The sequence below is a fragment of the Streptomyces sp. NPDC025721 genome, assembly GCF_055558595.1.
This window is the reverse complement of sequence record NZ_JBVHMF010000029.1, coordinates 84,769-106,638: the sequence shown is the minus strand read 5'-3', so window position 1 is coordinate 106,638 and position 21,870 is coordinate 84,769. Positions and strand designations below refer to the sequence as shown.

General features: G+C 70.9%; 23 protein-coding genes. 6 read left to right on the top strand and 17 right to left on the bottom strand.

The features are described from left to right. Positions 1-96: 96 nt before the first annotated feature. Both rph and ACZ4EF_RS30855 read right to left on the bottom strand, forming a co-directional pair. Positions 97-828 (bottom strand): ribonuclease PH, encoded by a 732-nt coding sequence (gene rph / locus ACZ4EF_RS30860; RefSeq protein WP_355343104.1) that lies wholly within the window; start codon positions 826-828, stop codon positions 97-99. 156 nt (positions 829-984) lie between these two features. Next, entirely contained in the window at positions 985-1,218 is a 234-nt protein-coding gene (locus ACZ4EF_RS30855) for a PTS sugar transporter subunit IIB (protein ID WP_188282159.1), read from the bottom strand. A 216-nt stretch (positions 1,219-1,434) separates the two neighbouring features. Between ACZ4EF_RS30855 and ACZ4EF_RS30850 the strand changes: the two genes are divergently transcribed. Both ACZ4EF_RS30850 and ACZ4EF_RS30845 read left to right on the top strand, forming a co-directional pair. Beyond that, positions 1,435-2,733: a PTS transporter subunit EIIC gene (locus ACZ4EF_RS30850; protein ID WP_355343101.1), complete on the top strand. Its 1,299-nt coding sequence runs from the start codon at positions 1,435-1,437 to the stop codon at positions 2,731-2,733. Between the two features lie 211 nt (positions 2,734-2,944). Continuing rightward, positions 2,945-4,204, top strand: coding sequence for a PTS transporter subunit EIIC (locus ACZ4EF_RS30845; RefSeq protein WP_391117287.1), 1,260 nt, complete (start codon positions 2,945-2,947; stop codon positions 4,202-4,204). A 79-nt stretch (positions 4,205-4,283) separates the two neighbouring features. Here the strand turns inward: ACZ4EF_RS30845 and ACZ4EF_RS30840 are convergent, their stop codons facing one another. From ACZ4EF_RS30840 to clpS, 8 genes are all read right to left on the bottom strand, one after another. Further along, a complete protein-coding gene (locus tag ACZ4EF_RS30840; RefSeq protein WP_355343095.1) occupies positions 4,284-5,036 on the bottom strand; it encodes an MBL fold metallo-hydrolase in 753 nt (250 codons plus the stop codon). A gap of 246 nt (positions 5,037-5,282) precedes the next feature. Continuing rightward, positions 5,283-6,233 (bottom strand): PLP-dependent cysteine synthase family protein, encoded by a 951-nt coding sequence (locus tag ACZ4EF_RS30835; RefSeq protein WP_467507350.1) that lies wholly within the window; start codon positions 6,231-6,233, stop codon positions 5,283-5,285. Then, positions 6,233-6,511 (bottom strand): MoaD/ThiS family protein, encoded by a 279-nt coding sequence (locus tag ACZ4EF_RS30830; RefSeq protein ID WP_188282154.1) that lies wholly within the window; start codon positions 6,509-6,511, stop codon positions 6,233-6,235. The genes ACZ4EF_RS30835 and ACZ4EF_RS30830 overlap by 1 nt, the downstream gene beginning before the upstream one ends. Positions 6,512-6,612: 101 nt before the next feature. Further along, on the bottom strand, positions 6,613-6,717 hold the full coding sequence (locus ACZ4EF_RS30825; RefSeq protein ID WP_467507348.1) for a putative leader peptide: 105 nt from the start codon (positions 6,715-6,717) through the stop codon (positions 6,613-6,615). Positions 6,718-6,776: 59 nt separating this feature from the next. Further along, positions 6,777-7,187, bottom strand: coding sequence for a M67 family metallopeptidase (locus ACZ4EF_RS30820; protein ID WP_355343087.1), 411 nt, complete (start codon positions 7,185-7,187; stop codon positions 6,777-6,779). Positions 7,188-7,271: 84 nt separating this feature from the next. Next, positions 7,272-8,759: an amino acid permease gene (locus ACZ4EF_RS30815; protein ID WP_467507346.1), complete on the bottom strand. Its 1,488-nt coding sequence runs from the start codon at positions 8,757-8,759 to the stop codon at positions 7,272-7,274. A 157-nt stretch (positions 8,760-8,916) separates the two neighbouring features. Continuing rightward, on the bottom strand, positions 8,917-9,474 hold the full coding sequence (locus ACZ4EF_RS30810) for a DUF2017 domain-containing protein (RefSeq protein ID WP_391047204.1): 558 nt from the start codon (positions 9,472-9,474) through the stop codon (positions 8,917-8,919). Next, complete coding sequence (gene clpS / locus ACZ4EF_RS30805; RefSeq protein WP_391047118.1) at positions 9,474-9,785, bottom strand: ATP-dependent Clp protease adapter ClpS; 312 nt, start codon at positions 9,783-9,785, stop codon at positions 9,474-9,476. The genes ACZ4EF_RS30810 and clpS overlap by 1 nt, the downstream gene beginning before the upstream one ends. A 153-nt stretch (positions 9,786-9,938) precedes the next feature. Here clpS and ACZ4EF_RS30800 point away from each other — a divergent pair, with 153 nt between their 5' ends. Both ACZ4EF_RS30800 and ACZ4EF_RS30795 read left to right on the top strand, forming a co-directional pair. Beyond that, positions 9,939-11,267, top strand: a complete 1,329-nt coding sequence (locus tag ACZ4EF_RS30800) for a nicotinate phosphoribosyltransferase (protein ID WP_467507344.1) — start codon at positions 9,939-9,941, stop codon at positions 11,265-11,267. Between the two features lie 163 nt (positions 11,268-11,430). Further along, positions 11,431-12,021 (top strand): isochorismatase family protein, encoded by a 591-nt coding sequence (locus ACZ4EF_RS30795; protein ID WP_355343078.1) that lies wholly within the window; start codon positions 11,431-11,433, stop codon positions 12,019-12,021. Between the two features lie 17 nt (positions 12,022-12,038). Here ACZ4EF_RS30795 and ACZ4EF_RS30790 read toward each other — a convergent pair whose 3' ends face one another. Both ACZ4EF_RS30790 and ACZ4EF_RS30785 read right to left on the bottom strand, forming a co-directional pair. Continuing rightward, complete coding sequence (locus ACZ4EF_RS30790) at positions 12,039-12,362, bottom strand: hypothetical protein (RefSeq protein ID WP_355343075.1); 324 nt, start codon at positions 12,360-12,362, stop codon at positions 12,039-12,041. A 171-nt stretch (positions 12,363-12,533) separates the two neighbouring features. Beyond that, a complete protein-coding gene (locus ACZ4EF_RS30785) occupies positions 12,534-14,942 on the bottom strand; it encodes an immune inhibitor A domain-containing protein (RefSeq protein WP_467507341.1) in 2,409 nt (802 codons plus the stop codon). A 316-nt stretch (positions 14,943-15,258) separates the two neighbouring features. On the opposite strand from ACZ4EF_RS30785, the gene ACZ4EF_RS30780 reads away from it, so the two are divergent. After that, entirely contained in the window at positions 15,259-15,603 is a 345-nt protein-coding gene (locus tag ACZ4EF_RS30780; protein ID WP_467507339.1) for a hypothetical protein, read from the top strand. Between the two features lie 167 nt (positions 15,604-15,770). On the opposite strand, the gene ACZ4EF_RS30775 is transcribed toward ACZ4EF_RS30780, so the two are convergent. The 3 genes from ACZ4EF_RS30775 to ACZ4EF_RS30765 form a co-directional block, all read right to left on the bottom strand. After that, positions 15,771-16,244, bottom strand: a complete 474-nt coding sequence (locus tag ACZ4EF_RS30775) for an RDD family protein (protein ID WP_355343066.1) — start codon at positions 16,242-16,244, stop codon at positions 15,771-15,773. Between the two features lie 74 nt (positions 16,245-16,318). Further along, positions 16,319-17,071, bottom strand: coding sequence for an RDD family protein (locus ACZ4EF_RS30770; RefSeq protein WP_355343063.1), 753 nt, complete (start codon positions 17,069-17,071; stop codon positions 16,319-16,321). 114 nt (positions 17,072-17,185) lie between these two features. Then, a complete protein-coding gene (locus ACZ4EF_RS30765; RefSeq protein WP_467346901.1) occupies positions 17,186-18,373 on the bottom strand; it encodes an RDD family protein in 1,188 nt (395 codons plus the stop codon). 319 nt (positions 18,374-18,692) lie between these two features. On the opposite strand from ACZ4EF_RS30765, the gene ACZ4EF_RS30760 reads away from it, so the two are divergent. Beyond that, positions 18,693-19,172 carry an SsgA family sporulation/cell division regulator gene (locus ACZ4EF_RS30760; protein WP_355343286.1) on the top strand — a complete coding sequence of 160 codons (480 nt, stop codon included), beginning with the start codon at positions 18,693-18,695 and terminating at the stop codon, positions 19,170-19,172. A gap of 25 nt (positions 19,173-19,197) precedes the next feature. On the opposite strand, the gene ACZ4EF_RS30755 is transcribed toward ACZ4EF_RS30760, so the two are convergent. Together ACZ4EF_RS30755 and hppD are read right to left on the bottom strand one after the other, a co-directional pair. Then, complete coding sequence (locus ACZ4EF_RS30755; protein ID WP_467507336.1) at positions 19,198-20,568, bottom strand: FAD-binding oxidoreductase; 1,371 nt, start codon at positions 20,566-20,568, stop codon at positions 19,198-19,200. A gap of 67 nt (positions 20,569-20,635) precedes the next feature. Further along, a complete protein-coding gene (hppD, locus tag ACZ4EF_RS30750; protein ID WP_355343054.1) occupies positions 20,636-21,751 on the bottom strand; it encodes a 4-hydroxyphenylpyruvate dioxygenase in 1,116 nt (371 codons plus the stop codon). Between the last annotated feature and the right edge of the window lie 119 nt (positions 21,752-21,870).

Here is a 21,870-nt window from a genome sequence, read left to right as displayed (position 1 = left end):
TCACGCGCCCCCTCCCCCGTGGCCGCGCCTCCCGGCGGGTGCGGCGCGCGGAGCTGTCAACACGCGGCAGCCGCCGGGAGGGTGGTCGAGCGGGGTTCAGGCGGTGGCCGCCAGGGCGGCTTGCTGGGCGGCGGTGAGGTCGGCGCAGCCGTTGACGGCGAGGGCGAGGAGGGCGTCGAGTTCGGCGCGGTCGAAGGGCTGGCCTTCGGCGGTGCCCTGGACCTCGACGAAGCGGCCGTCGCCGGTGCAGACGACGTTCATGTCGGTTTCGGCCTTGACGTCTTCTTCGTAGGCGAGGTCGAGGAGGGGGACGCCGTCGACGATGCCGACGCTGACGGCGGCGACGGTGCCGGTGAGGGGCTGGGCCTTGGCGCGGATGAGGCGGTTGGTCTGCATCCAGGTGACGGCGTCGGCGAGGGCGACGTAGGCGCCGGTGATGGCGGCGGTGCGGGTGCCACCGTCGGCCTGGAGGACGTCGCAGTCGAGGACGACGGTGTTCTCGCCGAGGGCTTTGTAGTCGATGACGGCGCGCAGCGAGCGGCCGATCAGGCGGGAGATCTCGTGGGTGCGGCCGCCGATCTTGCCGCGGACGGATTCGCGGTCGCCGCGGGTGTTGGTGGCGCGCGGGAGCATGGAGTATTCGGCGGTGACCCAGCCCTCGCCGCTGCCTTTGCGCCAGCGGGGTACGCCTTGGGTGGCGCTGGCGGTGCAGAGCACGCGGGTGTCGCCGAAGGAGACGAGGACGGAGCCCTCGGCGTGCTTGCTCCACGCGCGCTCGATGGTGACGGGGCGGAGCTGGTCAGGGGTGCGGCCGTCGAATCGTGACATGCGCGTGAGCCTATCCGGGTGAGGCCGCCGCGCAGGACCGGGTGGGTCCGGGACCGCGGGGCCCGCCGGGGGCCCGGCCCACGGCCGTCGGCGGGAACGGGGAGGACCGCGCCACGGGAGTGACGCGGTCCTCGGACGTTCAGCGCGGGCGCCGCGTCACATCATGTCTTCGATGTCCGCCGCGATCGGGTCCGCGTCGGTGCCGATGACGACCTGGATGGCGGTGCCCATTTTGACGACGCCGTGGGCGCCCGCGGCCTTGAGGGCGGCCTCGTCGACGAGGGAGGGGTCCCGTACCTCGGTGCGCAGCCGGGTGATGCAGCCCTCGACCTCTTCGATGTTGTCGAGTCCGCCGAGACCGGCGACGATCTTCTCAGCCTTGCTGGCCATCTCTTGTCTCCTGTTTCCCTGACCCACCGTGAGTCCGATATGTCACGGTAACGCACGGTTGGCCCAACTTCACGGGCGGTTGACCCCCGGGTGGACCACCATGGCGCTCAGCGGCGCCCCCCTGCCGGACGGGCGCCGCCTGCGCACAAGTGGTCTAAACCAATGTACGGCCACTGTACGCGAACGCCCGCAGGCAGCAGTCAGGGAGGACACCGAATGAGTTCGGCCACCGCGTCCGCGGCGCCCCGCAAACCCTGGTTGAGCGTGCTGTTCCAAGGGCTCCAGAAGATGGGCCGCAGCCTCCAGCTGCCGATCGCCGTCCTGCCCGCCGCGGGCATCTTGAACCGGCTGGGCCAGCCGGACGTCTTCGGCGCCGACGGCCTCGGCTGGGACCGGGTGGCCAAGGTCTTCGTCGGCGCGGGCGGCGCGCTGCTGGACGGCTCGATCGGTCTGCCGCTGCTGTTCTGCGTGGGTGTGGCCATCGGCATGGCCAAGAAGTCCGACGGCTCGACCGCGCTCGCCGCGGTGGCCGGTTTCCTGGTCTACAACGGCGTGCTGCACCAGTTCCCCAAGGACTGCGGGCCCGGCACCGTACTGTCGGCGGGCGCGTGCATCGCCAAGGACGGTACGGCGGCGGCGGCCACGTACCAGAACCCCGGTGTCTTCGGCGGCATCGTGCTCGGGCTGCTGACCGCGTACTTCTGGCAGCGCTTCCACCGCACCAAGCTCGTCGACTGGCTCGGCTTCTTCAACGGCCGCCGCCTGGTGCCGATCATGATGGCCGGGGTCGCGATCGTCTTCGCGGTGATCTGCACCTGGGTCTGGCCGCCGATCGGCGACGCGCTGACCAGCTTCAGCAAGTGGCTGGTGGACCTCGGCGCGATAGGCTCGGGCATCTTCGGTGTCGCCAACCGCGCGCTGCTCACGGTGGGTCTGCACCAGTTCCTGAACACCTTCGTGTGGTTCCAGTTCGGCGACTTCACCAAGCCGGACGGCACGGTCGTGCACGGCGACATCCCGCGCTTCCTGGCGGGCGACCCGACGGCCGGGCAGTTCCAGACCGGCTTCTTCCCGATCATGATGTTCGCGCTGCCCGCCGCCGCGCTGGCCATCGCGCACACCGCCAAACCGCACCGCCGCAAGGAGATCAGCGGCATGATGCTCTCGGTCGGCCTGACGTCGTTCGTCACCGGGATCACCGAGCCGATCGAGTACTCCTTCCTGTTCATCGCACCGCTGCTGTACGCCTTCCACGCGGTGCTGACCGGCGTCTCGATGGCGGTCTGCTGGGGGCTGGGCGCCAAGGACGGCTTCAGCTTCTCGGCCGGTCTGATCGACTACTGCCTGAACTGGAACCTGGCCACCAAACCGTGGCTGCTGCTGATCGTCGGCGCGTGTTTCGCCGTGGTCTACTACGCGCTCTTCCGCTTCGTGATCGTGAAGTTCAACCTGGCCACGCCGGGCCGGGAGCCGGACGAGATCGAGGCCGAGCTGGAGCAGGGCAACGTAAAGTAACGATTCGGCGTCGCAAAAGCCCCCAAGTCCCCGGACTTGGGGGCTTTTGTCATGTCACCCAGCGTGTGACTCACGGCACACGCAACGATCCGGAATCATGGATTCCTTTACGCCTCCCTCACGTGTTAAAACTGGTCTACACCACTGAGTGGTATAGACCACGGCGGCGGGCCGTCCCCTTCCATGCGCCCGCCTCACCAGGAGGAATCTGATGAGTACGGCCACCGGCGCGGCGGCTCCCGCGAAGAAGCGGGGCTCCGGCCTGTTCCAGGGTCTGCAGAAGGTGGGACGGAGCCTCCAGCTCCCGATCGCCGTCCTGCCGGCCGCGGGCATCCTGCTCCGGCTCGGCCAGCCCGACGTCTTCGGCGCCGACGGTCTGGGCTGGGGCAAGGTCGCGACCGTCTTCGCCGAGGCCGGCGGCGCGGTCTTCGACAACCTGCCGCTGCTGTTCTGCATAGGCGTCGCCATCGGCTTCGCGAAGAAGTCCGACGGCTCCACCGCGCTGGCCGCCCTGGTCGGCTTCCTGGTCTACAGCCGGGTCCTCCAGGCGTTCCCGGTCACCGACGCGGTCGTCAACACCACCGCCAACAAGGGCGTCGACGTTGCGGCCACGTACAACAACCCCGGTGTCCTCGGCGGCATCCTGATGGGTCTGCTGGCCGCCGTGCTGTGGCAGCGCTTCCACCGCACCAAGCTGGTCGACTGGCTCGGCTTCTTCAACGGCCGCCGCCTCGTCCCGATCATCATGGCCTTCGTCGGCACCGGCATGGGTGTCTTCTTCGGCCTGGTCTGGAAGCCGATCGGCGAGGGCATCAGCAACTTCGGCGAGTGGATGACCGGCCTCGGCGCGGTCGGCGCCGGCCTGTTCGGCCTGATCAACCGCGGTCTGATCCCGGTCGGCATGCACCAGTTCGTGAACTCCGTCGCCTGGTTCCAGATCGGCGACTTCAAGGACGCCTCCGGCACGATCGTGCACGGCGACCTGACCCGGTTCTTCGCCCACGACCCGACCGCGGGCCAGTTCATGGCGGGCTTCTTCCCGATCATGATGTTCGGCCTGCCCGCCGCCGCGCTGGCCATGGCGCACACCGCGCGCCCCGAGCGCCGCAAGGCCGTCATGGGCATGATGCTCTCGCTCGCCCTGACCTCGTTCGTGACCGGCGTCACCGAGCCGATCGAGTTCTCGTTCATGTTCATCGCGCCGCTGCTGTACGCGATCCACGCCGTGCTGACCGCAGCGTCGATGGCCATCACCTGGGCGCTGGGCGTGCACGCGGGCTTCACCTTCTCCGCGGGCTTCATCGACTACGCGCTGAACTGGAACCTCGCCACCAAGCCGTATCTGATCATCCCGATCGGCCTGGTCTTCGGAGCGATCTACTACTTCGTCTTCCGGTTCGCGATCGTCAAGTTCAACATCCCCACCCCGGGCCGCGAGCCCGAGGAGGAGATCGAGGACATCACCAAGTGACTTACGGGCGCTGACAGTTCAGCCACCCGCGGCGGGTCCGGGACCGGATACGGTTACGGGCCCGCCGTCCGCGTTCCGGTCAGAGTTCGTAGACCGCGCCGGAGACGGCGAGTTCGACCGGACCTTCGAAGGCGGACTTGGCGTCACGCAGGTTGACCGAGGGGTTGGTCCACGGCGGGATGTGGGTGAGGACCAGGCGTCCGGCGCGGGCGCGGGCGGCGGCCTCCCCGGCCTCGCGGCCGTTGAGGTGCAGCTCGGGGATGTCCTCCTTGCCGTGCGTGAAGGACGCCTCGCACAAGAAGAGGTCGGCGCCGTCCGCGAGCCCGTCCAGGGCGGCGCAGGGGCCGGTGTCGCCGGAGTACGCCAGCGTGCTGCCCTCGTACTCGATACGGAACCCGTACGCCTCGACCGGGTGGCTGACCAGGTCCGTGGTGATGCCGAACGGGCCCAGGCGGAAGGCGCCGGGCTCCAGGGTGCGGAAGTCGAAGACCTCGCTCATGCACTTCTCGTCCGGCACGTCGCCGTAGGCGATGCTCAGACGGCGCTCGGTGCCCTCGGGGCCGTAGACCGGGATCGGGGCGGCGGGGCCGCCGTCGTGCCGGTAGTAGCGGGCCACGAAGTAGCCGCACATGTCGATGCAGTGGTCGGCGTGCAGATGGCTGAGCAGTACGGCGTCCAGGTCGTACAGGCCGCAGTGACGCTGCAGTTCGCCGAGGGCGCCGTTGCCCATGTCGATCAGCAGCCGGAAGCCGTCGGCCTCGACGAGGTAGCTCGAACAAGCCGATTCCGCGGACGGGAACGACCCCGAGCAGCCGACGACGGTGAGCTTCATTCCTGGAAACACCTCCGTGGGCGCGCCACAGATCACCCCATTCCGGCTGGAGTGGGGGGATTGGCGGGACGGTCCGCCATGTCTTGAGAGGGTAAGGCGCGGGGGGTCCTCACGCGCCTCTCCCGCACCTCGTTGTGGGCGGAATCACCAGTACGGGGGGCCGCGGGGCCGGTTGCCGAACACCAACGCGGGCCCCCGCGCACCGGGGGGTGTCCTGGAACGCCGGACGGGCCGGCCGACGAGCGGTCAGGCCCAGAGCTGGCCGTGCAGGGCCGCGACGGCGGCCTCGGTGGACTCGGCGGTGTAGATGCCGGTCGAGAGGTACTTCCAGCCGCCGTCGGCGACGATGAAGACGATGTCGGCGCGCTGGGCGGCGCGGTGCGCCTTGGCGGCCACGCCGAGGGCGGCGTGCAGCGCCGCGCCGGTGGAGACCCCGGCGAAGATGCCTTCCTGCGACAGGAGTTCGCGGGTGCGGCGGACCGCGTCCTCGGAGCCGACGGAGAAGCGGGTGGTGAGCACGGACTCGTCGTACAGCTCGGGCACGAAGCCCTCGTCGAGGTTGCGCAGGCCGTAGACGACGTCGTCGTAGCGCGGCTCGGCGGCGACGACGGAGACTCCCGGCACCTTCTCGCGCAGGAAGCGGCCGACGCCCATGAGGGTGCCGGTGGTGCCGAGACCGGCGACGAAGTGGGTGATGGTGGGGAGGTCGGTGAGGATCTCCGGGCCGGTGGTGGCGTAGTGCGCGGCCGGGTTGGCGGGGTTGCCGTACTGGTAGAGCATCACCCAGTCGGGGTGCTCGGCGGCCAGTTCCTTGGCGACCCGGACCGCGGTGTTGGAGCCGCCCGCGGCCGGTGAGGAGATGATCTCCGCGCCCCACATGGCCAGCAGCTCGCGCCGCTCGGAGGAGGTGTTCTCCGGCATGACGCAGACGATCCGGTAGCCCTTGAGGCGGGCGGCCATGGCCAGCGAGATGCCGGTGTTGCCTGAGGTGGGCTCCAGGATGGTGCAGCCGGGCGTGAGGCGGCCGTCCGCCTCGGCCTGCTCGATCATGTGCAGGGCCGGGCGGTCCTTGACCGAGCCGGTCGGATTGCGGTCCTCCAGCTTCGCCCAGACGCTCACCTCGTCGGACGGCGACAGGCGCGGCAGGCGGACCAGCGGGGTGTTGCCGACCGCCGCCAGCGAACTGTCGTAACGCATCAGCGCGCGCCGCCGGCCACTGCCGGGAGGATCGTCACGCTGTCGCCGTCGGCGACCTTGGTGGAGATGCCGTCGAGGAAGCGGACGTCCTCGTCGTTGAGGTAGACGTTCACGAAGCGGCGCAGCTCGCCGCCGTCCACGACGCGGTCGCGCAGGCCCGCGTGCCGGGTGTCGAGGTCCGCGAACAGCTCGTCCAGGGTGGTCCCGGCGCCTTCGACGGCCTTCTGGCCGTCGGTGTAGGTGCGGAGGATGGTCGGGATGCGGACCTCGATGGCCATGACTGCGCTCCAGTGAGTGCGTGCGTACGACGACAGGGGCGGGGCGGGGCTGCGGTGCTTCAGCGGTCGTGCGGGGTGCGTGCGGAAGCGGGCGCGGGTGGTCAGACGCCCTGACACGCCGCACTGGTGCGGCGGCACAGGTCGACGTGCAGCCGCGCCACGAGCAGCGTGCCCGGCGCCTTGTCACTCACGTCGAAGAGAACCATGGGGTCATCGTATCGATTCCCCCTGGTGGGCCGAGACGGCCGTCCCACGATCCGGACCGTCAGACGTAGGAGTCCACGACCTGTACGGGTTCTTCGGTGACGACACCGTCCACGATGCGAAACGAGCGGAACTGGAACTCCTCCGCGAGCGAGACCAGCACGTAGTGCGCGCCGGGTTCCTGGGCGAGCGAGATGTCGGTACGGGAGGGGTACGCCTCGGTCGCGGTGTGCGAGTGGTAGATCACCACCTGCTCCTCGCCGCGCTGCCGCATCTCCTTGTCGAGCCGGAGCTGCTCCATCGAGTCGAACTCGTAGAAGGTGGGTGAGCGGGCCGCGTTCAGCATGGGCACGAACCGCTCGGGGCGGTCGCTGTCCTCGGGGCCCGCGACGACCCCGCACGCCTCGTCGGGGGCGTCGGCCTCGGCGTGCGCGACGATCCGGTCGTACAGGTCCTGGGTGATGGTGAGCATGCGGGAAAAATAACAGGGGCCGCGCGGTCACGGGCCGGTGGTCGGGGCCCGGCGCTCACGGCCCGGTGGTCGCGGTCGCGGCGCTCACGGCCCGGTGGTCGCGGTCGCGGCGGCGGGGGTGGGGGCGGGCGCCAGGTGGGCCCTGCGGGCGAAGGCGGCCGGATTGCGCCGCTTGAGCAGCGCGTAGCCGCCGGCCAGGAGCGCGAGCCACAGCGGGACGCCGTACAGCGAGATCCGGGCCTCGGCGTCGGCGCCGATCAGCACCAGCACCAGGACGAGGAAGGCGAGCGCGAGCCAGCTGGCGACGGCGCCGCCGGGCGCGGTGAACCAGGCCGCCGCCGCGCGCCCGTCCTTGACCGCGGCGCGGTAGCGGATGTGCGAGGCGAGGATCACCCCCCAGGTCCAGACGGCGGCGACGGTCGCGAAGGCGGTGATGTACGTGAACGCGCCTGCGGGGTCGACGTAGTTGAGCCACACGCCGGTGCCCATCAGGGCGACGGAGACCAGGGTGCCGGTGGCCGGGGTGCGGCGGGCGGTGAGGCGGGTGAAGACCCGCGGGCCCTGGCCGTTGACGGCGAGGTCGCGGAGCATGCGCCCGGTGGAGTACATCCCGGAGTTGCAGGACGACAGGGCGGCGGTGAGCACCACGAAGTTGACGATGCCCGCGCCGAAGGGGATGCCGATCCGGGCGAAGGCGGCCACGAACGGGCTGACGCCGGGCCGGAATTCGGTCCAGGGGACGACACAGAGGATGACGGCGAGCGCGCCGACGTAGAACAGGCCGATGCGCCAGGGAAGGGTGTTGATGGCCTTGGGCAGCGTCTCGCGGGGGTTCTCGGCCTCGCCCGCGGTGACGCCGACGAGTTCGACGGCCAGATAGGCGAACATGACGATCTGGAGGGTGAGCAGCGAGGAGCCGACGCCGTTGGGGAAGACGCCGCCGTCGCGCCACAGGTGGCCGACCGAGGCGGTGTCACCGGCCGCGGACACCCCGAGGGTGAGGACGCCGACGCCGATGAGGATCATGCCCGCGATGGCGGTGACCTTCACCATCGACAGCCAGAACTCGACCTCGCCGAAGAGCCGCACGGAGATCAGGTTGGCCGCGAAGAGCAGGACGAGGAAGCCGAGGGCGGCGGTCCACTGCGGAATCCAGGGCCACCAGTACGCGAGGTAGGTGGCGGCGGCGGTGACCTCGGCCATGCCGGTGACCACCCACATCAGCCAGTACGTCCAGCCGGTGACGAAGCCCGCGAAGGGGCCGAGGAATTCGCGGGCGTAGTCGGCGAAGGAGCCGGACACCGGGCGGTAGGTGAGGAGTTCGCCGAGCGCGCGCATGATGACGAAGATGGCGACGCCCGCGACGGCGTACATCAGGACCAGGCCGGGGCCCGCCTGGTGGATCGCGCGGCCCGCGCCGAGGAACAGGCCGGTGCCGATCGCGCCGCCGATGGCGATCATCTGGATCTGGCGGCTGCCGAGGCCGCGCGCGTACCCCTCGTCCCCCGCCGGGGCCTCGCCCGCCCCGTCCCGCCCGTCCGTTCCACCCGTCACGTCCGACACGTCCGTCATGCCGGATTCGTACCACGTGCGGTACGGCGCCGCCCGTCGGCGGCCGACGGTCCGTCAGGTCGGGTGCGGGCCGGATGAGGGGCGGATACGGGCCGGGGGCGGGTGGGCGCGGCTCGGGCCCGGCTCGGGCGCGGCTCAGGCGAGGGCCGGGCGCGGCTCAGGTGAGGGCTTCGAGCAGGGTCTCCTGGAGCAGGCCGAACCACTGGAAGGCGAGCATCAGCGGCTTGCGCGGGTCCTCGTCCGGCAGGTGGTACAGCTCGCTGCGCTCGTCCTCGCTGACCTCCAGCCGGGCGCCGATGGACAGCCGCAGGTCGTTGAGCGTGCCGAGCCACTGGCGGGCCTCGTCGGCGCTGAGCCGGATCAGCGGGCCGCCCGCGTCCAGCGCGCGCAGCACGGCGAGGGCGTCCTCGCGCTTGCGGGCGCGCAGGTCGTTCTCGGTGAAGCGGCGGAATTCGGCGGCGTCGGCGGTCTCCTCGTACGCGCTCGGGAAGAGCCGGGCCAGCGCCGGGTCCTCCGGGGGCTTGGTGGGGCCGTCGGCGAAGAGCGCGGCCAGCGGGTCGTCGTCGGCCTCCGCGGGCTGGCTGCCCGGACCGACGAGTTCGAGCAACTGCGCCGTGAGGCTGCGGAGGATGGAGATCTCCACCGTGTCCAGCTCGATCGCGGCGCCGCCGCCGCGGACCCGCTCGAAGTAGCCCGCACGGGCGCGGCGGCCCATCAGCGGTCCTGCGTCAAGGTGGCCCACAGGCCGTATCCGTGCATCGCCTGCACGTCGCGTTCCATCTCCTCGCGGGTGCCGGTCGACACCACGGCGCGGCCCTTGTAATGGACGTCTTCCATCAGCTTCTTGGCCTTGCCCTTCGAGTACCCGAAGTAGGTCTGGAAGACATACGTCACGTAGCTCATGAGGTTGACGGGGTCGTTGTGGACGAGGGTCACCCACGGCACGTCCGGCGCGGGAACCTCGAAAGGCGCTTCGCTCGCTTCGGGACGCTCGACTTCTACTGGCGCGACACTCACAGGTTCCATGCTGCCGCTCCTGTGGTGCCTCGCACAAATGGGCGTGCGCGGCACCGCCGAATGGGGGGTTTTGCGCCCGCGCGGAATCCGCCGGTGTGCGGCGCCGCACACTTGCCCCGAGAAATCGTCACTCTGACGAGTATTGGGGGTAGCATCCTCGCCATGAGCACAGCAGACCTGGGACTGCCGGTGGACGTGCCGTCCACCGCCCTGTTCACCGACCGGTACGAGCTGACGATGCTGCGGGCCGCCCTGCGCAGCGGCGCCGCGCAGCGCCGCTCGGTCTTCGAGGCGTTCACCCGCAGGCTGCCCGAGGGGCGCCGCTACGGAGTGGTCGCCGGCACCGGCCGGGTCCTCGACGCGGTGGAGAACTTCCGCTTCGACGAACCCGTGCTGGAATTCCTCGAGCGCGAGGGCGTGGTGGACTCCGCGACCCTCGACTGGCTGGCGGGCTACCGCTTCACCGGCGACATCTGGGGATACCCGGAGGGCGAGGTGTACTTCCCCGGCTCGCCGATCCTGCGCGTCGAGGGCACCTTCGCCGAGGCCGTGCTGCTGGAGACGGTCATCCTGTCGATCCTCAACCACGACTCGGCGATCGCCGCGGCGGCCTCCCGGATGGCGGTGGCCGCGGGCGGCCGTCCGCTGATGGAGATGGGCGCCAGGCGCGCCCACGAGCTGGCCGCGGTGGCCGCCTCGCGGGCCGCGTACATCGGCGGCTTCGGCTCCTCCTCCAACCTCGCCGCCGGTTTCCGGTACGGCATCCCGACCATCGGCACCAGCGCGCACGCCTTCACGCTGCTGCACGACACCGAGCGCGACGCGTTCACCGCCCAGGTGGACGCGCTCGGCCGCGGCACGACGCTGCTGGTGGACACGTACGACCTCACCAGCGCCGTGCGCACCGCCGTGGAGATCGCCGGGCCCGAGCTGGGAGCGGTCCGGATCGACTCCGGCGACCTGCTGCTGCTCGCCTACCGGGTGCGCCAGCAGCTCGACAACCTCGGCGCCAAGGACACGAAGATCATCGTGACCTCCGATCTGGACGAGTACGCCATCGCCTCGATGGCCGCCGCGCCCGTGGACGCCTACGGGGTCGGCACCTCCCTGGTCACCGGCAGCGGGCACCCCACCTGCTCGATGGTCTACAAGCTCGTGGCCCGCGCCACCTCCGACGACCCCGACGAGCCGCTGGTCTCCGTCGCCAAGAAGTCCCTCGGCGGCAAGACGAGCGTCGGCGGCCGCAAGTGGGCCGCCCGGCGGCTCGACGAGGACGGCGTCGCCGCCGCCGAGGTGGTCGGCACCGGGGCCGTGCCGCCCGAGCTCGCCGACCGCCAGCTCCTCGTCCCCCTCGTCCGCCACGGCGAGGTCATCGGCCGCGAGCCCCTCGACTCCGCCCGCGCCCGCCACATCACCGCTCGCGCGGGCCTTCCCCTCTCCGCGACCCAGCTCTCCCGCGGCGAGCCCGTCCTCCCCACCGAACTGATGTGACCCCCGCGGGGGCGCCCCCTCAGGGGCGCGAGGAACCGCGCGAGCGGCCCGTCGACGGCTGAGCGCGCGGTTCCCCGCGCAGCGGGGAGGGCAACGTCTTACGTTGGGGGGAGCGCACCCCTAGGCTCGGGACCGTTTCCACACTTTCCGCCGGAAGGGCAAAATGCACCGCGCATTGATCGTCGTCGACGTGCAGAACGACTTCTGCGAGGGCGGCAGCCTCGCGGTGACCGGCGGGGCCGACGTGGCCGCGGCGATCACGGACCTGATCGGGGAGTCGGCGGGCAGCTACCGGCACGTCGTCGCCACCAGGGACCACCACATCGACCCGGGCTCGCACTTCTCGGACCGGCCGGACTTCGTGACGTCGTGGCCGGTGCACTGCGTCGCGGGCACGGAGGGCGCGGGGTTCCACCCGAACTTCGCGCCCGCGGTCGCCTCCGGCGCGGTGGACGCGGTCTTCGACAAGGGGGCGTACGCGGCGGCGTACAGCGGCTTCGAGGGCCTGGACGAGAACGGCGCGGCGCTGACCGGCTGGCTGCGCGAGCGCGGCGTCACGGAGGTGGACGTGGTGGGCATCGCCACCGACCACTGCGTGCGGGCGACCGCGCTGGACTCCGTACGCGACGGCTTCACGACCCGTGTGCTGCTCTCGCTGACCGCGGGCGTGGCGCCCACGACGACCGACCGGGCGCTGGTGGAGCTGCGCGAGGCGGGCGTGGAGCTGACCGGCGCCCCGGTGGTCGCCGGCTAGCGCGGAGTACGGTTCAACTAGCGCGGAGTACGGTTCAGCGCCGAGATCGGGTGCCACAGCTCGGTGCTGGCGCCGACGTCCCCCTTGCCGCGGTATTCGCGCCAGACCAGGCCGTCCGGGTGGTGCAGGACCGCGGTGACCTCGTCGGGCGTGGGCGGCTCGGCGTTGCCGGTGAGCCGGGCGCCGCGGAAGCCGAGGTTGCTGAGCCGGGTGAGGGCGCGCTGCCGGTTCTGGGCGTGCACCACGACCCGTACCGTGCGTTCGGGGCACGCCGGATGCGGCAGGCCGAGTGCGACGACGACCGTGCCGCCCGGGAGCTTGGTGAATCCACCGACCGCCATGGTCACATCATCAGCCGTTCGGCCGCCGCCCACCAGAGGACGACGGCCGAACGCGGGATGAACCCGGATGAAACAGCAGGTCACAGCGGGTGCGACCCGATCAGGACGATCTTCGTGCGGTGACCGTCCCGGTGATCAGCGCGGTGATCAGCCCGGTGATCGGCCCGGTGATCAGCGGTGCGCCGGCCCGACCTGGAGGGTCATCGTGCTGCCGTCGAGCACCTCACCGACGATGGTGATCCGGGTGTTGGTGTCCTGCACCTTCACCCCGCCGGTCGGGTTCGCGGCGTCCCAGTAGGAGCCGTAGTGGTCGTCGAAGACCGGGTTGCCGAGCTTCGCCTTGACCTTGGTGGCGACACCGTTGGTGTGCACGGTGAAGCCGTCGGTCGGGAACCAACTGAACGGCGAGTCGTACGCCTGGATGCGGTTGCGCATCACGCTGCCGTCCGACCACTTCTCCGCCTTGGCGTGGGCGTCGATCGGCAGGATCTGGCCCGTGCCGGGGTGGATGCCGACGTTGTTGTCGGCCTGCGAGGTGTCCCACAGCCAGACCAGCAGACCGTTCTGGTACGGGTAGTGCTCGACCCAGTCCGGCCGGGTGCTCGTCCAGCCGAAGTTGTACGGGCCGGTCTTCAGCGTCTTGTCGTACGAGACGTACTGCCGGTTCTCCGCGATGTAGTACTGCGGGTAGTCGTTGGTGAACGACGCCCCGATCCGGGAGAAGCCCTTGGCGGTCCAGCCGTTGTCGTCCGTCTCGGCGCCGTCGGTGAAGACGGTCGCGCCGTCCGCGGTGACCGAGATCGCGTCGGCCGCGAAGCCCTGCTGGGCCACGCCACCGTCGGTCAGGTAGCGGAAGCGGAGCTGGATCTGCTTGCCCGCGTAGGCGTTCAGCGGGAAGGACAGGTCCTGGTACGCGCCGTTGGTGCCGGTCAGCGCCGGGGTGCCGCCGCCGTCGCGCGGGATGGACTTGCCGTTGGCGGTGCCGTCGAGCGCGGTCCAGGTGGCCCCGCCGTCGGCGGACGCCTCGGTGTAGAGGTAGTCGTACCCCTCCTCGATGTCCCACCAGCCCTTGAGGGCCAGCGACGCCGAGGACTTGCCGGTCAGGTCGACCGAGCGGGTCAGGGTGTTGGACAGGTTGTCGCCGCTGCCGCTCCACCACTGCTTGCTGCCCTCGGCGGGCGCGGTGATGGCGGTGGTGACCGCCTTGTCGGGCAGCGAGACGATCAGCGCCTGCTTGTCCTTGGTGTTGTACTCGGCGACGCCCAGCTTGGTCGTCGAGCGCGAAGCGGCCTTGGCCGTACCGTAGTTGAGCCAGCCGAGCTGGAGCTTGTCCCAGGCGCTCATGTCGTCCGGGAGGTCGCCGATCGAGTCCTTGCCGGTGCCCATCCAGGAGCCGGAGGACATCAGCGACCAGAAGCCGACGCTGGACTCGCCGACGTACGTGGTGTCGTACTCGTCGGGCAGGCCGAGGTCGTGGCCGTACTCGTGCGCGAAGACGCCGAGTCCGCCGTTCTCCGGCTGGAGGGTGTAATCACCGATCCAGACGCCGGTGTTGCCGATCTGGGTGCCGCCGGACTTGTTGTCGGCCGGGCCCGTGCGGCCCGCGTCGGTGCCGTAGGCGTACCAGCGGTGCGCCCACAGCGCGTCCGTGCCCTGGGCGCCGCCGCCCGCGGACTCGTCCTCGCCCGCGTGCACGATCTGGAAGTGGTCGATGTAGCCGTCGGGCTCGTTGAAGTTGCCGTCGCCGTCGTAGTCGTAGCGGTCCCACTGGTCGTACTGGGCCAGGTCCGCCTTGATCTGCGCGTCGGTGCGGCCCTGGGCCTTCTGGTCGGCGACGTACGCGGTGGTGGCGTCGCGGATCAGGTCCCAGGCGCTGGAGCAGGTGCTGGCGCCGCAGTAGTTGGAGCCGTAACGGGCCTCGTTCCAGGGCACCTTGACCCAGGAGGAGACCTCGCCCTCCACCGAGTAGCGGCCCGAGGACTGCTTCTCGTAGTACTTCGCCAGCGACTCCTTCTTCGCGTCGTGCGAGAAGTAGAGGTCGTTGAAGTGCTGCTGGTTGTAATCCGCCTGCCAGGCCGTGCTGTTGTCGTTCTTCGGGTCCGGCTTGGCGATGGTGTTGTGCGCGGGGCCCGGGTCGCCGCCGTACTTCACGACCGGCGGCTGCGGGCCGTCGGGGCCGTCCGGGTCGTACGTCGTGGTGTTGTCGACCTGGTCGCCGAACTCGACAAGAATCGTGAAGATCTTGTCGGTCTGCTCGCGGCCCAGCTCGACGTACTTGCTCTTCTTGCCCTTGCCGGAGCCGAGTTGGACGACCTTCGAGCCGCCGCGCTGCTGCACGGTCGCGTCGCCGTTCACGACCTGCTGAAGCGCGGCCGTACGCTCGGCCGACTGCTTCTCGCTGAACGGGCCCGGCAGATCGTGGGCCTGGTTCTCCGCCGGATCGTGGCTGGCCACGGGTGCGGGCTGCCCCTTCTCGGCGGGAGCCGCGTACGCCCCCGCGGTGGTGACCGCGGTGACGCCCAACACGGCTATCGCGAGGGCCAGGGCGGCGGGTGTGGTGATCCTCCGCTGCGTTTTCAAGATTTTTGACCTCCCCTTGAGAAAGGCCATTGCATCGGAGTGACGGGAGAAAAAACAGATCTTGACTTGAGCATGGCAGGCCAGTACGTTTACCGGTTTCCCGGCACCGCTCAGCGGACCCACAGGTCACACCAACCGGCCGCCGCCGTCCGGGCGTTGACGGACACCGGCGTCCGCAGGATGAGACGCCTGACACGCTTGCGACCCCGTGCGCCCCCTCGTGCTCCGCACCGTGGGTTAGGTCACGCTTACCCCATGTTCGGGCCGGGCATGCCGAAGCGTAGAGCCAGCCCGCTACCGAGGACGGATTCCCCCAATGCCACGTCCTACGACCGCGCAACTCGCCTACGGTTCCCTGACCGTTGTCCTGTCCACCTTCGCGATGCTCCTGCTGTCGGACGCACGGTCCGGCGTGGGAGTCGCCGTCATTTGCGCGGCGGGACTGATCCTGGGCCTGCTCGTCGCGGTGACCGTCACCCTGCCCTTCGCCGCCCGGGTGCGGTCCGCCCAGGCCCGGCCCAGCGCCTCTACCGGTTCCACCGTTCCCGCCGCCGAGTCCGGCGCCCAACCGTCCCCCGCACAGCGCCCGCTCCCACGGGCCGCCGGCGGTCGCGGCGTACGCGAGTCGTCGCGGGTCAGCGAGGCGTCACTACGACGCTGAGGCCCGGCGCGGACTCGCGCGGAAGACCCGCACCGCATGTCACCGCTGAAGGCACTTCGGCGCTTCGGCCCTTCGGCGCTTCGGCCTTCACGGCGCCACCGCTTCATCGCTCCAGCACTCGTCCGCTGCACCGCTGCACCGCTTCACCGCTGCACCGCTGCACCGCGTCAGACGGCGGCCACGACCACGGTCCTGGCCGCCTTGTCGTGCAGGCACTGCCGGAACGGCTTGTCCCAGGTGCACCACAGGGAGTTGAGCAGCCAGAAGAGCGGGCCGATCAGGATCGTGACGAGGACGCCGGGCAGCGCGTAGACCGCGGCCCGCGTCCAGCCGACGCCGCCGGGGACCGCGCCGTCCTCCAGGCGCGCCGCGCGTATCCGCAGCAGCATCTTGCCGAGGGTCTGCCCGCGGGCGGCCGTCATGGCGCCCTCGTAGAGGAAGTACGCGATGAAGGTCGCCGCCCCCGCGAGGATCTCCTTGCCGCGGCCCGCGTCACCTGGATTGGACAGATCACCGCCGAACACCGCCGCGCTGAGCAGCACGTCGAGGACGATCAGGATCGCGGTGTCGACGACCCGGGCCAGGAACCGCTGGCCGAGGGAGGCGAGCGGGGCCATCCCGGACGGCTGGTCTGCACTCATGACGCTCAGTCAATCAGCCATCCGGGTGGCGGTACAGGGCGTGTGCGGCGCCCTTCCGCCCGGCCGCCGGCCCGTCAGGCGGTCTGGACGACCACCGTCTTGGCGGCCTTGTCATGGAGCCCCTGCTTGTACGGCTTGTCGAACAGCACCGTGATGCCGAGGATCACGAACCAGACGCAGCTGCAGCAGAAGGCGGGCAGCCACAGCACGAGCGCGCGCAGCCCCGCCGCCGCGGAGGTGGGCACGCTGCCGTTCTCCAGCATCGCCACGCGCAGCTTCATCAGCTTCTTGCCCACCGTCTGGCCGGTGGACCGGGTCATGAACCACTCGTAGAGGAAGCCGAGCACCGCGAAGAAGGCGCCGCCGACCGCCGACTTGCCGCTGCTGAAGTTGTCGGTGCCGCCCGCCGCCCAGTCCAGCAGACCGGCCGGGATCAGCACGATGATCACGTCGATGACGCGGGCCAGCACGCGCTTGCCGCCGTCCGCCAGCGGCGGCATCCCGGCCAGCGGGTCCTGCGGGGCGCCGCCGTAGGGGTTGTTGGGGTCCCCGGGCCCGCCGGGACCGCCGCCGTACGGGTTTCCCGGACCGCCGGGACCGCCCCCGCCGTACGGATTCGCCGGACCGCCGGGACCGCCGCCGTAGGGGTTGTCGGAGCCGCCGGGGCCGCCCGGAGTGGCGGGACCGCCGCCGTACGGGTCGCCGCCGTACGGATTGCCCGGCGGCGGGGTGCCCTGGGCGCCGTTGTACGGGCCGCCTGCCTGGTCGCCTGGCGGCTTGGCGAAGGGGTCCTGGGGGGAACCGGGCGCTGGCTGATCGGTACTCATGTCCCGAGTCAAACCCGGACACCGGCCGCCCGCCCGCTGCGGACTCCGTTCGGAGTACGGCGCCGCCCCGGACGTACGGCATCGGCGCGGACGTACGCCCCCACGGACGTGACCTCAGTCGGCCGCCACGAACGTCCGCGCGGCCTTGTCGTGCCAGCACTGGCGCCACGGGCGGTCGAAGAGGCACCAGGCGAGGCCGACGACGCCGACGACCAGGACGTCCAGCACGGTGTGGGTCAGCCAGCGGCGAAGGCTCGGGCCGAAGGCCGGCGGGATCTGCGCCTCGACGTCCAGCACCCGCAGGCCCACCAGCTTCTTGCCCAGCGTGCGCCCCCACTTGACGGTCGGCAGCACTTCGAGCAGCAGGCCCGCCAGGACCGCCACCAGCAGCACCACGGCCAGCTCCAGGCCCGTCGTGCCGTCGATCAGCCACACCTTCACGGTCTCGCCGCTCTGCTTCGCGTCGTCCACCTTCGTGTGGATGTGGTGGTACGCGGCCGTGCCCAGCGGTACGGCCGCGGCGGCGGTCACCGCGCAGAACAGCACCGTGTCGAGCACGCGCGCCGCGAACCGCCGCACCAGCGCGCCCGGCCGACCCTGCGCCGAGATCATGCTCAGGAACGGGTCACCGGCCGGGGGCCGCCACGGCGCCGGGCGCTCCTCGCCCGCGGGCCGCTCCTGCTCCCCCGCAGACTGCCGGGCCAGATGGTGCACCTGCTGCGCCCAGGGCGCGGCCTGCGGTTGAGGCTGCGGCTGGGCCTGCGGCTGCGGCTGGGGCTGGGGGGCGGCCTGCGGCTGCGGCTGGGCGTGCGGTTGAGGCTGGGCGTGGACCTGCGGCTGGTGGGGCGGTGTCCGCGGCTGGGGCCGCTCGGCGGCGGGCGGAGGCTGCTGCGCGGGCACGCCCGGCGCGGCGGCCGTGCCCGCGGCGCCCCAGGAGATCCGCGGCGGCTCGGCGCCGGGCTCCTGCCCGGCGGGCCGGGGCCAGGAAGGAGCGGGCTCCGGGGCGGACGCCGGGGCCGCAGCGGGCGCCGGCGTACCGAAGTCGGAGTGCGGCGCCCCCGGGTCCTCGTCGAGGAACATTGGCCCGGACTCGTCCATCGCCGGGGCGGGCGGAGGGGAAGAAGAAGGGGACGGGGACGGAACCGGCGCCTCACCCGCGGCGGGCGCGGGCCGGCTCGTACCCGGCACCCAGGTGGAGCCGTTCCAGTAGCGGATGTAGTTCGGGACCGAGGGGTCAGGGTAGTAGCCCGGGGCCGGGGACGCGGAGGAGGAACCGGAGGAGCCAGAAGTGGGTGCGCTCATGGTTCACGGAATCCGTATCTGCTCGGTCTGGGGGGTTTGTGACGTCCACATCTACCAGACGCGCGGGCCCGGCGTGACCGCCGTTCCCCGCACCGCCCGGCTTCGGAGGGCGTACTTGTCTTTACCCGTACGCGCCCCCTCGTGCCCGTGCTTCAGGAAATTTGAACCGAATCCCGCGAACCCGCGTAATGGTTGGAGTGGTACGCGCTCTCTCCTGGTGCAGGCCCCGGCGCAGCACCCGCTGCGCGTCACCGAAGACACCGCGGAACACGCGGAACGCGAAATGGGGCTGCCGCGCCGAGGAAAGGATGTCGAGTCGATGCACACCGTGGTGGAACGCGAACTGGAAATGCAGCTAGTGCTGTCGCCGGAGCGGAGCATCCCCGTACCCGCCAGGCTGGCCTATCGCACGGATGATCCCTTTGCCGTGCACATCACTTTCCACGTGGGCTCCGACGCCCCCGTGAACTGGACCTTCGCCCGCGAGCTGATCGTGGAGGGGGTGTTCAGGCCGTGCGGTCACGGTGACGTGCGGATCTGGCCGACGAAGGTCAACGGCCGCAGCGTGATCTGTCTGGCCCTCAGCTCCCCCGACGGCAACGCGCTGCTGGAGGCGCCCTCGTCGCCGGTCGCGGCCTGGCTGGAGCGGACGCTGCGGGTGGTGCCGCCGGGCACCGAGCACGAGCAGCTCGGCATGGACGACGGCCTCAGCCGGTTGCTCGCCCCGACCACGCGGGACGAGCTGTGGCTGAGCGATCCGTGGTCGGGGAAGGACGAGACGCCGGACGCGGGGGCGTGAGGGCCGGGCACGCCCGGCGCGGCCCTCAGAACAGCTTGCCCGGATTCAGCAGCCCGAGCGGGTCGAAGACGGCCTTCACGCCGCGCTGCAACTCGACGCCGGTGGGGCCGAGTTCGCGGGCCAGCCAGTCCTTTTTGAGCAGGCCGACGCCGTGCTCGCCGGTGATGGTGCCGCCGAGCGCGAGACCGAGCGCCATGATCTCGTCGAAGGACTCGCGGGCCCGCAGGGCCTCGTCGGGGTCGTGCGCGTCGAAGCAGACCACGGGGTGGGTGTTGCCGTCGCCCGCGTGCGCGCACACCCCGATCGTCAGGCCGAACTTGGCCGAGATGTCCGCGACGCCGTCCAGCATCTCGCCGAGCTTCGCGCGCGGTACGCACACGTCGTCGATCATCATGGCCGTCGAGATCGTCTCCAGCGCCGTCAGCGACAGGCGGCGCGCCTGGAGCAGCATCTCGGACTCGGCGCTGTCCTCCGCGGGCACCACGTCGGTGGCGCCCGCCGCCGTGCACAGCTCGCCGACCGCGGCGAGGTCGGCGGCCGGGTCCGCGGTGTCGAAGGCGGCGAGCAGCATGGCCTCGGTGGTCTCGGGCAGGCCCATGTTCGCCATCGCGTTGACCGCGCGGATGGTCGTGCCGTCCATCAGCTCCAGCAGCGACGGCACATGGCCGCTCTCCATGATCGAGCAGACGGCGGCGCAGGCCGCGGCGGCCGACGGGAATTCGGCGACCATGGCGAGCTGGCGCGGCGGCGCGGGCCGCAGCGCGAGGACCGCCTTCACGACGATGCCGAGGGTGCCCTCGGAGCCGACGAAGAGCCGCGTGAGGTCGTATCCCGCCACGCCCTTGGCGGTGCGCCGCCCGGTGGTCAGCAGCCGCCCGTCGGCCAGCACCACCTCGAGGCCGAGGACGTACTCGGCCGTCACCCCGTACTTCACGCAGCACAGGCCGCCCGCGCCGGTGCCGATGTTGCCGCCGATCGTGCACTGTTCCCAGCTCGACGGGTCCGGCGGGTAGGACAGGCCGTGCTCGCCGACCGCCCGGGACAGCACGGCGTTGACGACGCCCGGTTCGACCACGGCGATCCGGTCGACCGTGTCGATCTCCAGGATGCGGTCCATCTTCACCATCGAGAGCACGATGCAGCCGTCCATGGCGTTGGCGCCGCCGGACAGCCCGGTCCGCGCCCCCTGCGGTACGACCGGCGCCCGGTGCGCGGTCGCGGTCCGCATGACGTGCTGCACGTCCTCGGTGCTGCGGGGCAGCACGACCGCCGCCGGGGTGCCGACGGCGGAGAAGCTCGCCATGTCCTGGGAGTACGCCGCGACGACGTCGGGGTCGGTCAGTACCGCCTCCGGCGGCAGGCCGCCGCGCAGTGCGGTGATCAGTTCATCGTGCATGTGTTCACCCTGACAGGCCGGGGCCCCGCCCTCAAGGGCGGGACCCCCACGAGACCACAGGGTGAGATCAGAGGTTGCCGCGCAGCTCCTGCTCCCGCTCGATCGCCTCGAACAGGGCCTTGAAGTTGCCCTTGCCGAAGCCCATGGAGCCGTGGCGCTCGATCATCTCGAAGAAGACGGTCGGGCGGTCCTGGACCGGCTTGGTGAAGATCTGGAGCAGGTAGCCGTCCTCGTCGCGGTCCACGAGGAGCTTGAGTTCGCGCAGTGTCTCGACGGGGACGCGGGTCTCGCCCGCCCACTCGCCGAGGGTGTCGTAGTAGGAGTCGGGGGTGTCGAGGAATTCGACACCGGCGGCGCGCATGGCGCGTACGGAGGCGACGATGTCATTGGTGGCCAGCGCGATGTGCTGGACGCCGGGGCCGCCGTAGAACTCCAGGTACTCGTCGATCTGGGACTTCTTCTTGGCGACGGCCGGCTCGTTGAGCGGGAACTTCACCTTGAGCGTGCCGTCGGCCACGACCTTGGACATCAGCGCCGAGTACTCGGTGGCGATGTCGTCGCCGACGAATTCCTTCATGTTGGTGAAGCCCATGACCCGGTTGTAGAAGGCCACCCACTCGTTCATCCGGCCGAGTTCGACATTGCCGACGCAGTGGTCGATGGCCTGGAAGAAGCGCCGCGCCGGGGGCTCGACCACCGGCTCGGCGGCGACGAAGCCCGGCATGTAGGGGCCGTCGTAGCCGGTGCGGTCGACCAGGGTGTGCCGGGTCTGGCCGTACGTGGCGATGGCGGCGAGCACGACGGTGCCGTGGTCGTCCTTCAGCTCGTACGGCTCGGTGAGGCCGGTGGCGCCGTGCTCGACGGCGTACGCGTACGCGGCGCGCGCGTCGGGGACCTCCAGGGCGAGGTCGACGACGCCGTCGCCGTGGGCGGCGACGTGGTCGGCCAGGAAGCGGCCGTGGTCGGTGGCGGGCTTGATGACGGAGGTGAACACGAAGCGCGCGCCGCCCGACTCCAGGACGTAGGAGGCGGTCTCGCGGCTGCCGTTCTCGGGTCCCGAGTAGGCGACGCGGCGCATGCCGAAAGCGGTGGAGTAGTAGTGCGCGGCCTGTTTGGCGTTGCCCACGGCGAAGACGACGGCGTCCATGCCCTTTACCGGGAAAGCATCCTGGGTCTCAGTCATGACAAAAGCGTCCCGCCGCTTGTCAGGGTGCGCAATAGTTCCGGATTTCAGTGGACAGTCTGTACAGCGGAAGCGAGGATCGACGGGTCAATCTGTGCAGCATGACCACGGAAGGCGGC

What these genes read in the sequence shown, in the direction of transcription:
- ACZ4EF_RS30790 (WP_355343075.1), bottom strand. Translation starts at nt 12,362, where the DNA reads ATGGCGGTCGGTGGATTCACCAAGCTCCCGGGCGGCACGGTCGTCGTC.
- ACZ4EF_RS30795 (WP_355343078.1), top strand. Translation starts at nt 11,431, where the DNA reads ATGCACCGCGCATTGATCGTCGTCGACGTGCAGAACGACTTCTGCGAG.
- ACZ4EF_RS30815 (WP_467507346.1), bottom strand. Translation starts at nt 8,759, where the DNA reads ATGACGGACGTGTCGGACGTGACGGGTGGAACGGACGGGCGGGACGGG.
- ACZ4EF_RS30855 (WP_188282159.1), bottom strand. Translation starts at nt 1,218, where the DNA reads ATGGCCAGCAAGGCTGAGAAGATCGTCGCCGGTCTCGGCGGACTCGAC.
- ACZ4EF_RS30755 (WP_467507336.1), bottom strand. Translation starts at nt 20,568, where the DNA reads ATGCACGATGAACTGATCACCGCACTGCGCGGCGGCCTGCCGCCGGAG.
- ACZ4EF_RS30780 (WP_467507339.1), top strand. Translation starts at nt 15,259, where the DNA reads ATGCCACGTCCTACGACCGCGCAACTCGCCTACGGTTCCCTGACCGTT.
- ACZ4EF_RS30760 (WP_355343286.1), top strand. Translation starts at nt 18,693, where the DNA reads ATGCACACCGTGGTGGAACGCGAACTGGAAATGCAGCTAGTGCTGTCG.
- ACZ4EF_RS30765 (WP_467346901.1), bottom strand. Translation starts at nt 18,373, where the DNA reads ATGAGCGCACCCACTTCTGGCTCCTCCGGTTCCTCCTCCGCGTCCCCG.
- rph (WP_355343104.1), bottom strand. Translation starts at nt 828, where the DNA reads ATGTCACGATTCGACGGCCGCACCCCTGACCAGCTCCGCCCCGTCACC.
- ACZ4EF_RS30800 (WP_467507344.1), top strand. Translation starts at nt 9,939, where the DNA reads ATGAGCACAGCAGACCTGGGACTGCCGGTGGACGTGCCGTCCACCGCC.
- ACZ4EF_RS30845 (WP_391117287.1), top strand. Translation starts at nt 2,945, where the DNA reads ATGAGTACGGCCACCGGCGCGGCGGCTCCCGCGAAGAAGCGGGGCTCC.
- ACZ4EF_RS30835 (WP_467507350.1), bottom strand. Translation starts at nt 6,233, where the DNA reads ATGCGTTACGACAGTTCGCTGGCGGCGGTCGGCAACACCCCGCTGGTC.
- clpS (WP_391047118.1), bottom strand. Translation starts at nt 9,785, where the DNA reads ATGGAACCTGTGAGTGTCGCGCCAGTAGAAGTCGAGCGTCCCGAAGCG.
- ACZ4EF_RS30775 (WP_355343066.1), bottom strand. Translation starts at nt 16,244, where the DNA reads ATGAGTGCAGACCAGCCGTCCGGGATGGCCCCGCTCGCCTCCCTCGGC.
- ACZ4EF_RS30850 (WP_355343101.1), top strand. Translation starts at nt 1,435, where the DNA reads ATGAGTTCGGCCACCGCGTCCGCGGCGCCCCGCAAACCCTGGTTGAGC.
- ACZ4EF_RS30810 (WP_391047204.1), bottom strand. Translation starts at nt 9,474, where the DNA reads ATGGGCCGCCGCGCCCGTGCGGGCTACTTCGAGCGGGTCCGCGGCGGC.
- ACZ4EF_RS30825 (WP_467507348.1), bottom strand. Translation starts at nt 6,717, where the DNA reads ATGGTTCTCTTCGACGTGAGTGACAAGGCGCCGGGCACGCTGCTCGTG.
- ACZ4EF_RS30820 (WP_355343087.1), bottom strand. Translation starts at nt 7,187, where the DNA reads ATGCTCACCATCACCCAGGACCTGTACGACCGGATCGTCGCGCACGCC.
- ACZ4EF_RS30830 (WP_188282154.1), bottom strand. Translation starts at nt 6,511, where the DNA reads ATGGCCATCGAGGTCCGCATCCCGACCATCCTCCGCACCTACACCGAC.
- ACZ4EF_RS30840 (WP_355343095.1), bottom strand. Translation starts at nt 5,036, where the DNA reads ATGAAGCTCACCGTCGTCGGCTGCTCGGGGTCGTTCCCGTCCGCGGAA.
- ACZ4EF_RS30770 (WP_355343063.1), bottom strand. Translation starts at nt 17,071, where the DNA reads ATGAGTACCGATCAGCCAGCGCCCGGTTCCCCCCAGGACCCCTTCGCC.
- hppD (WP_355343054.1), bottom strand. Translation starts at nt 21,751, where the DNA reads ATGACTGAGACCCAGGATGCTTTCCCGGTAAAGGGCATGGACGCCGTC.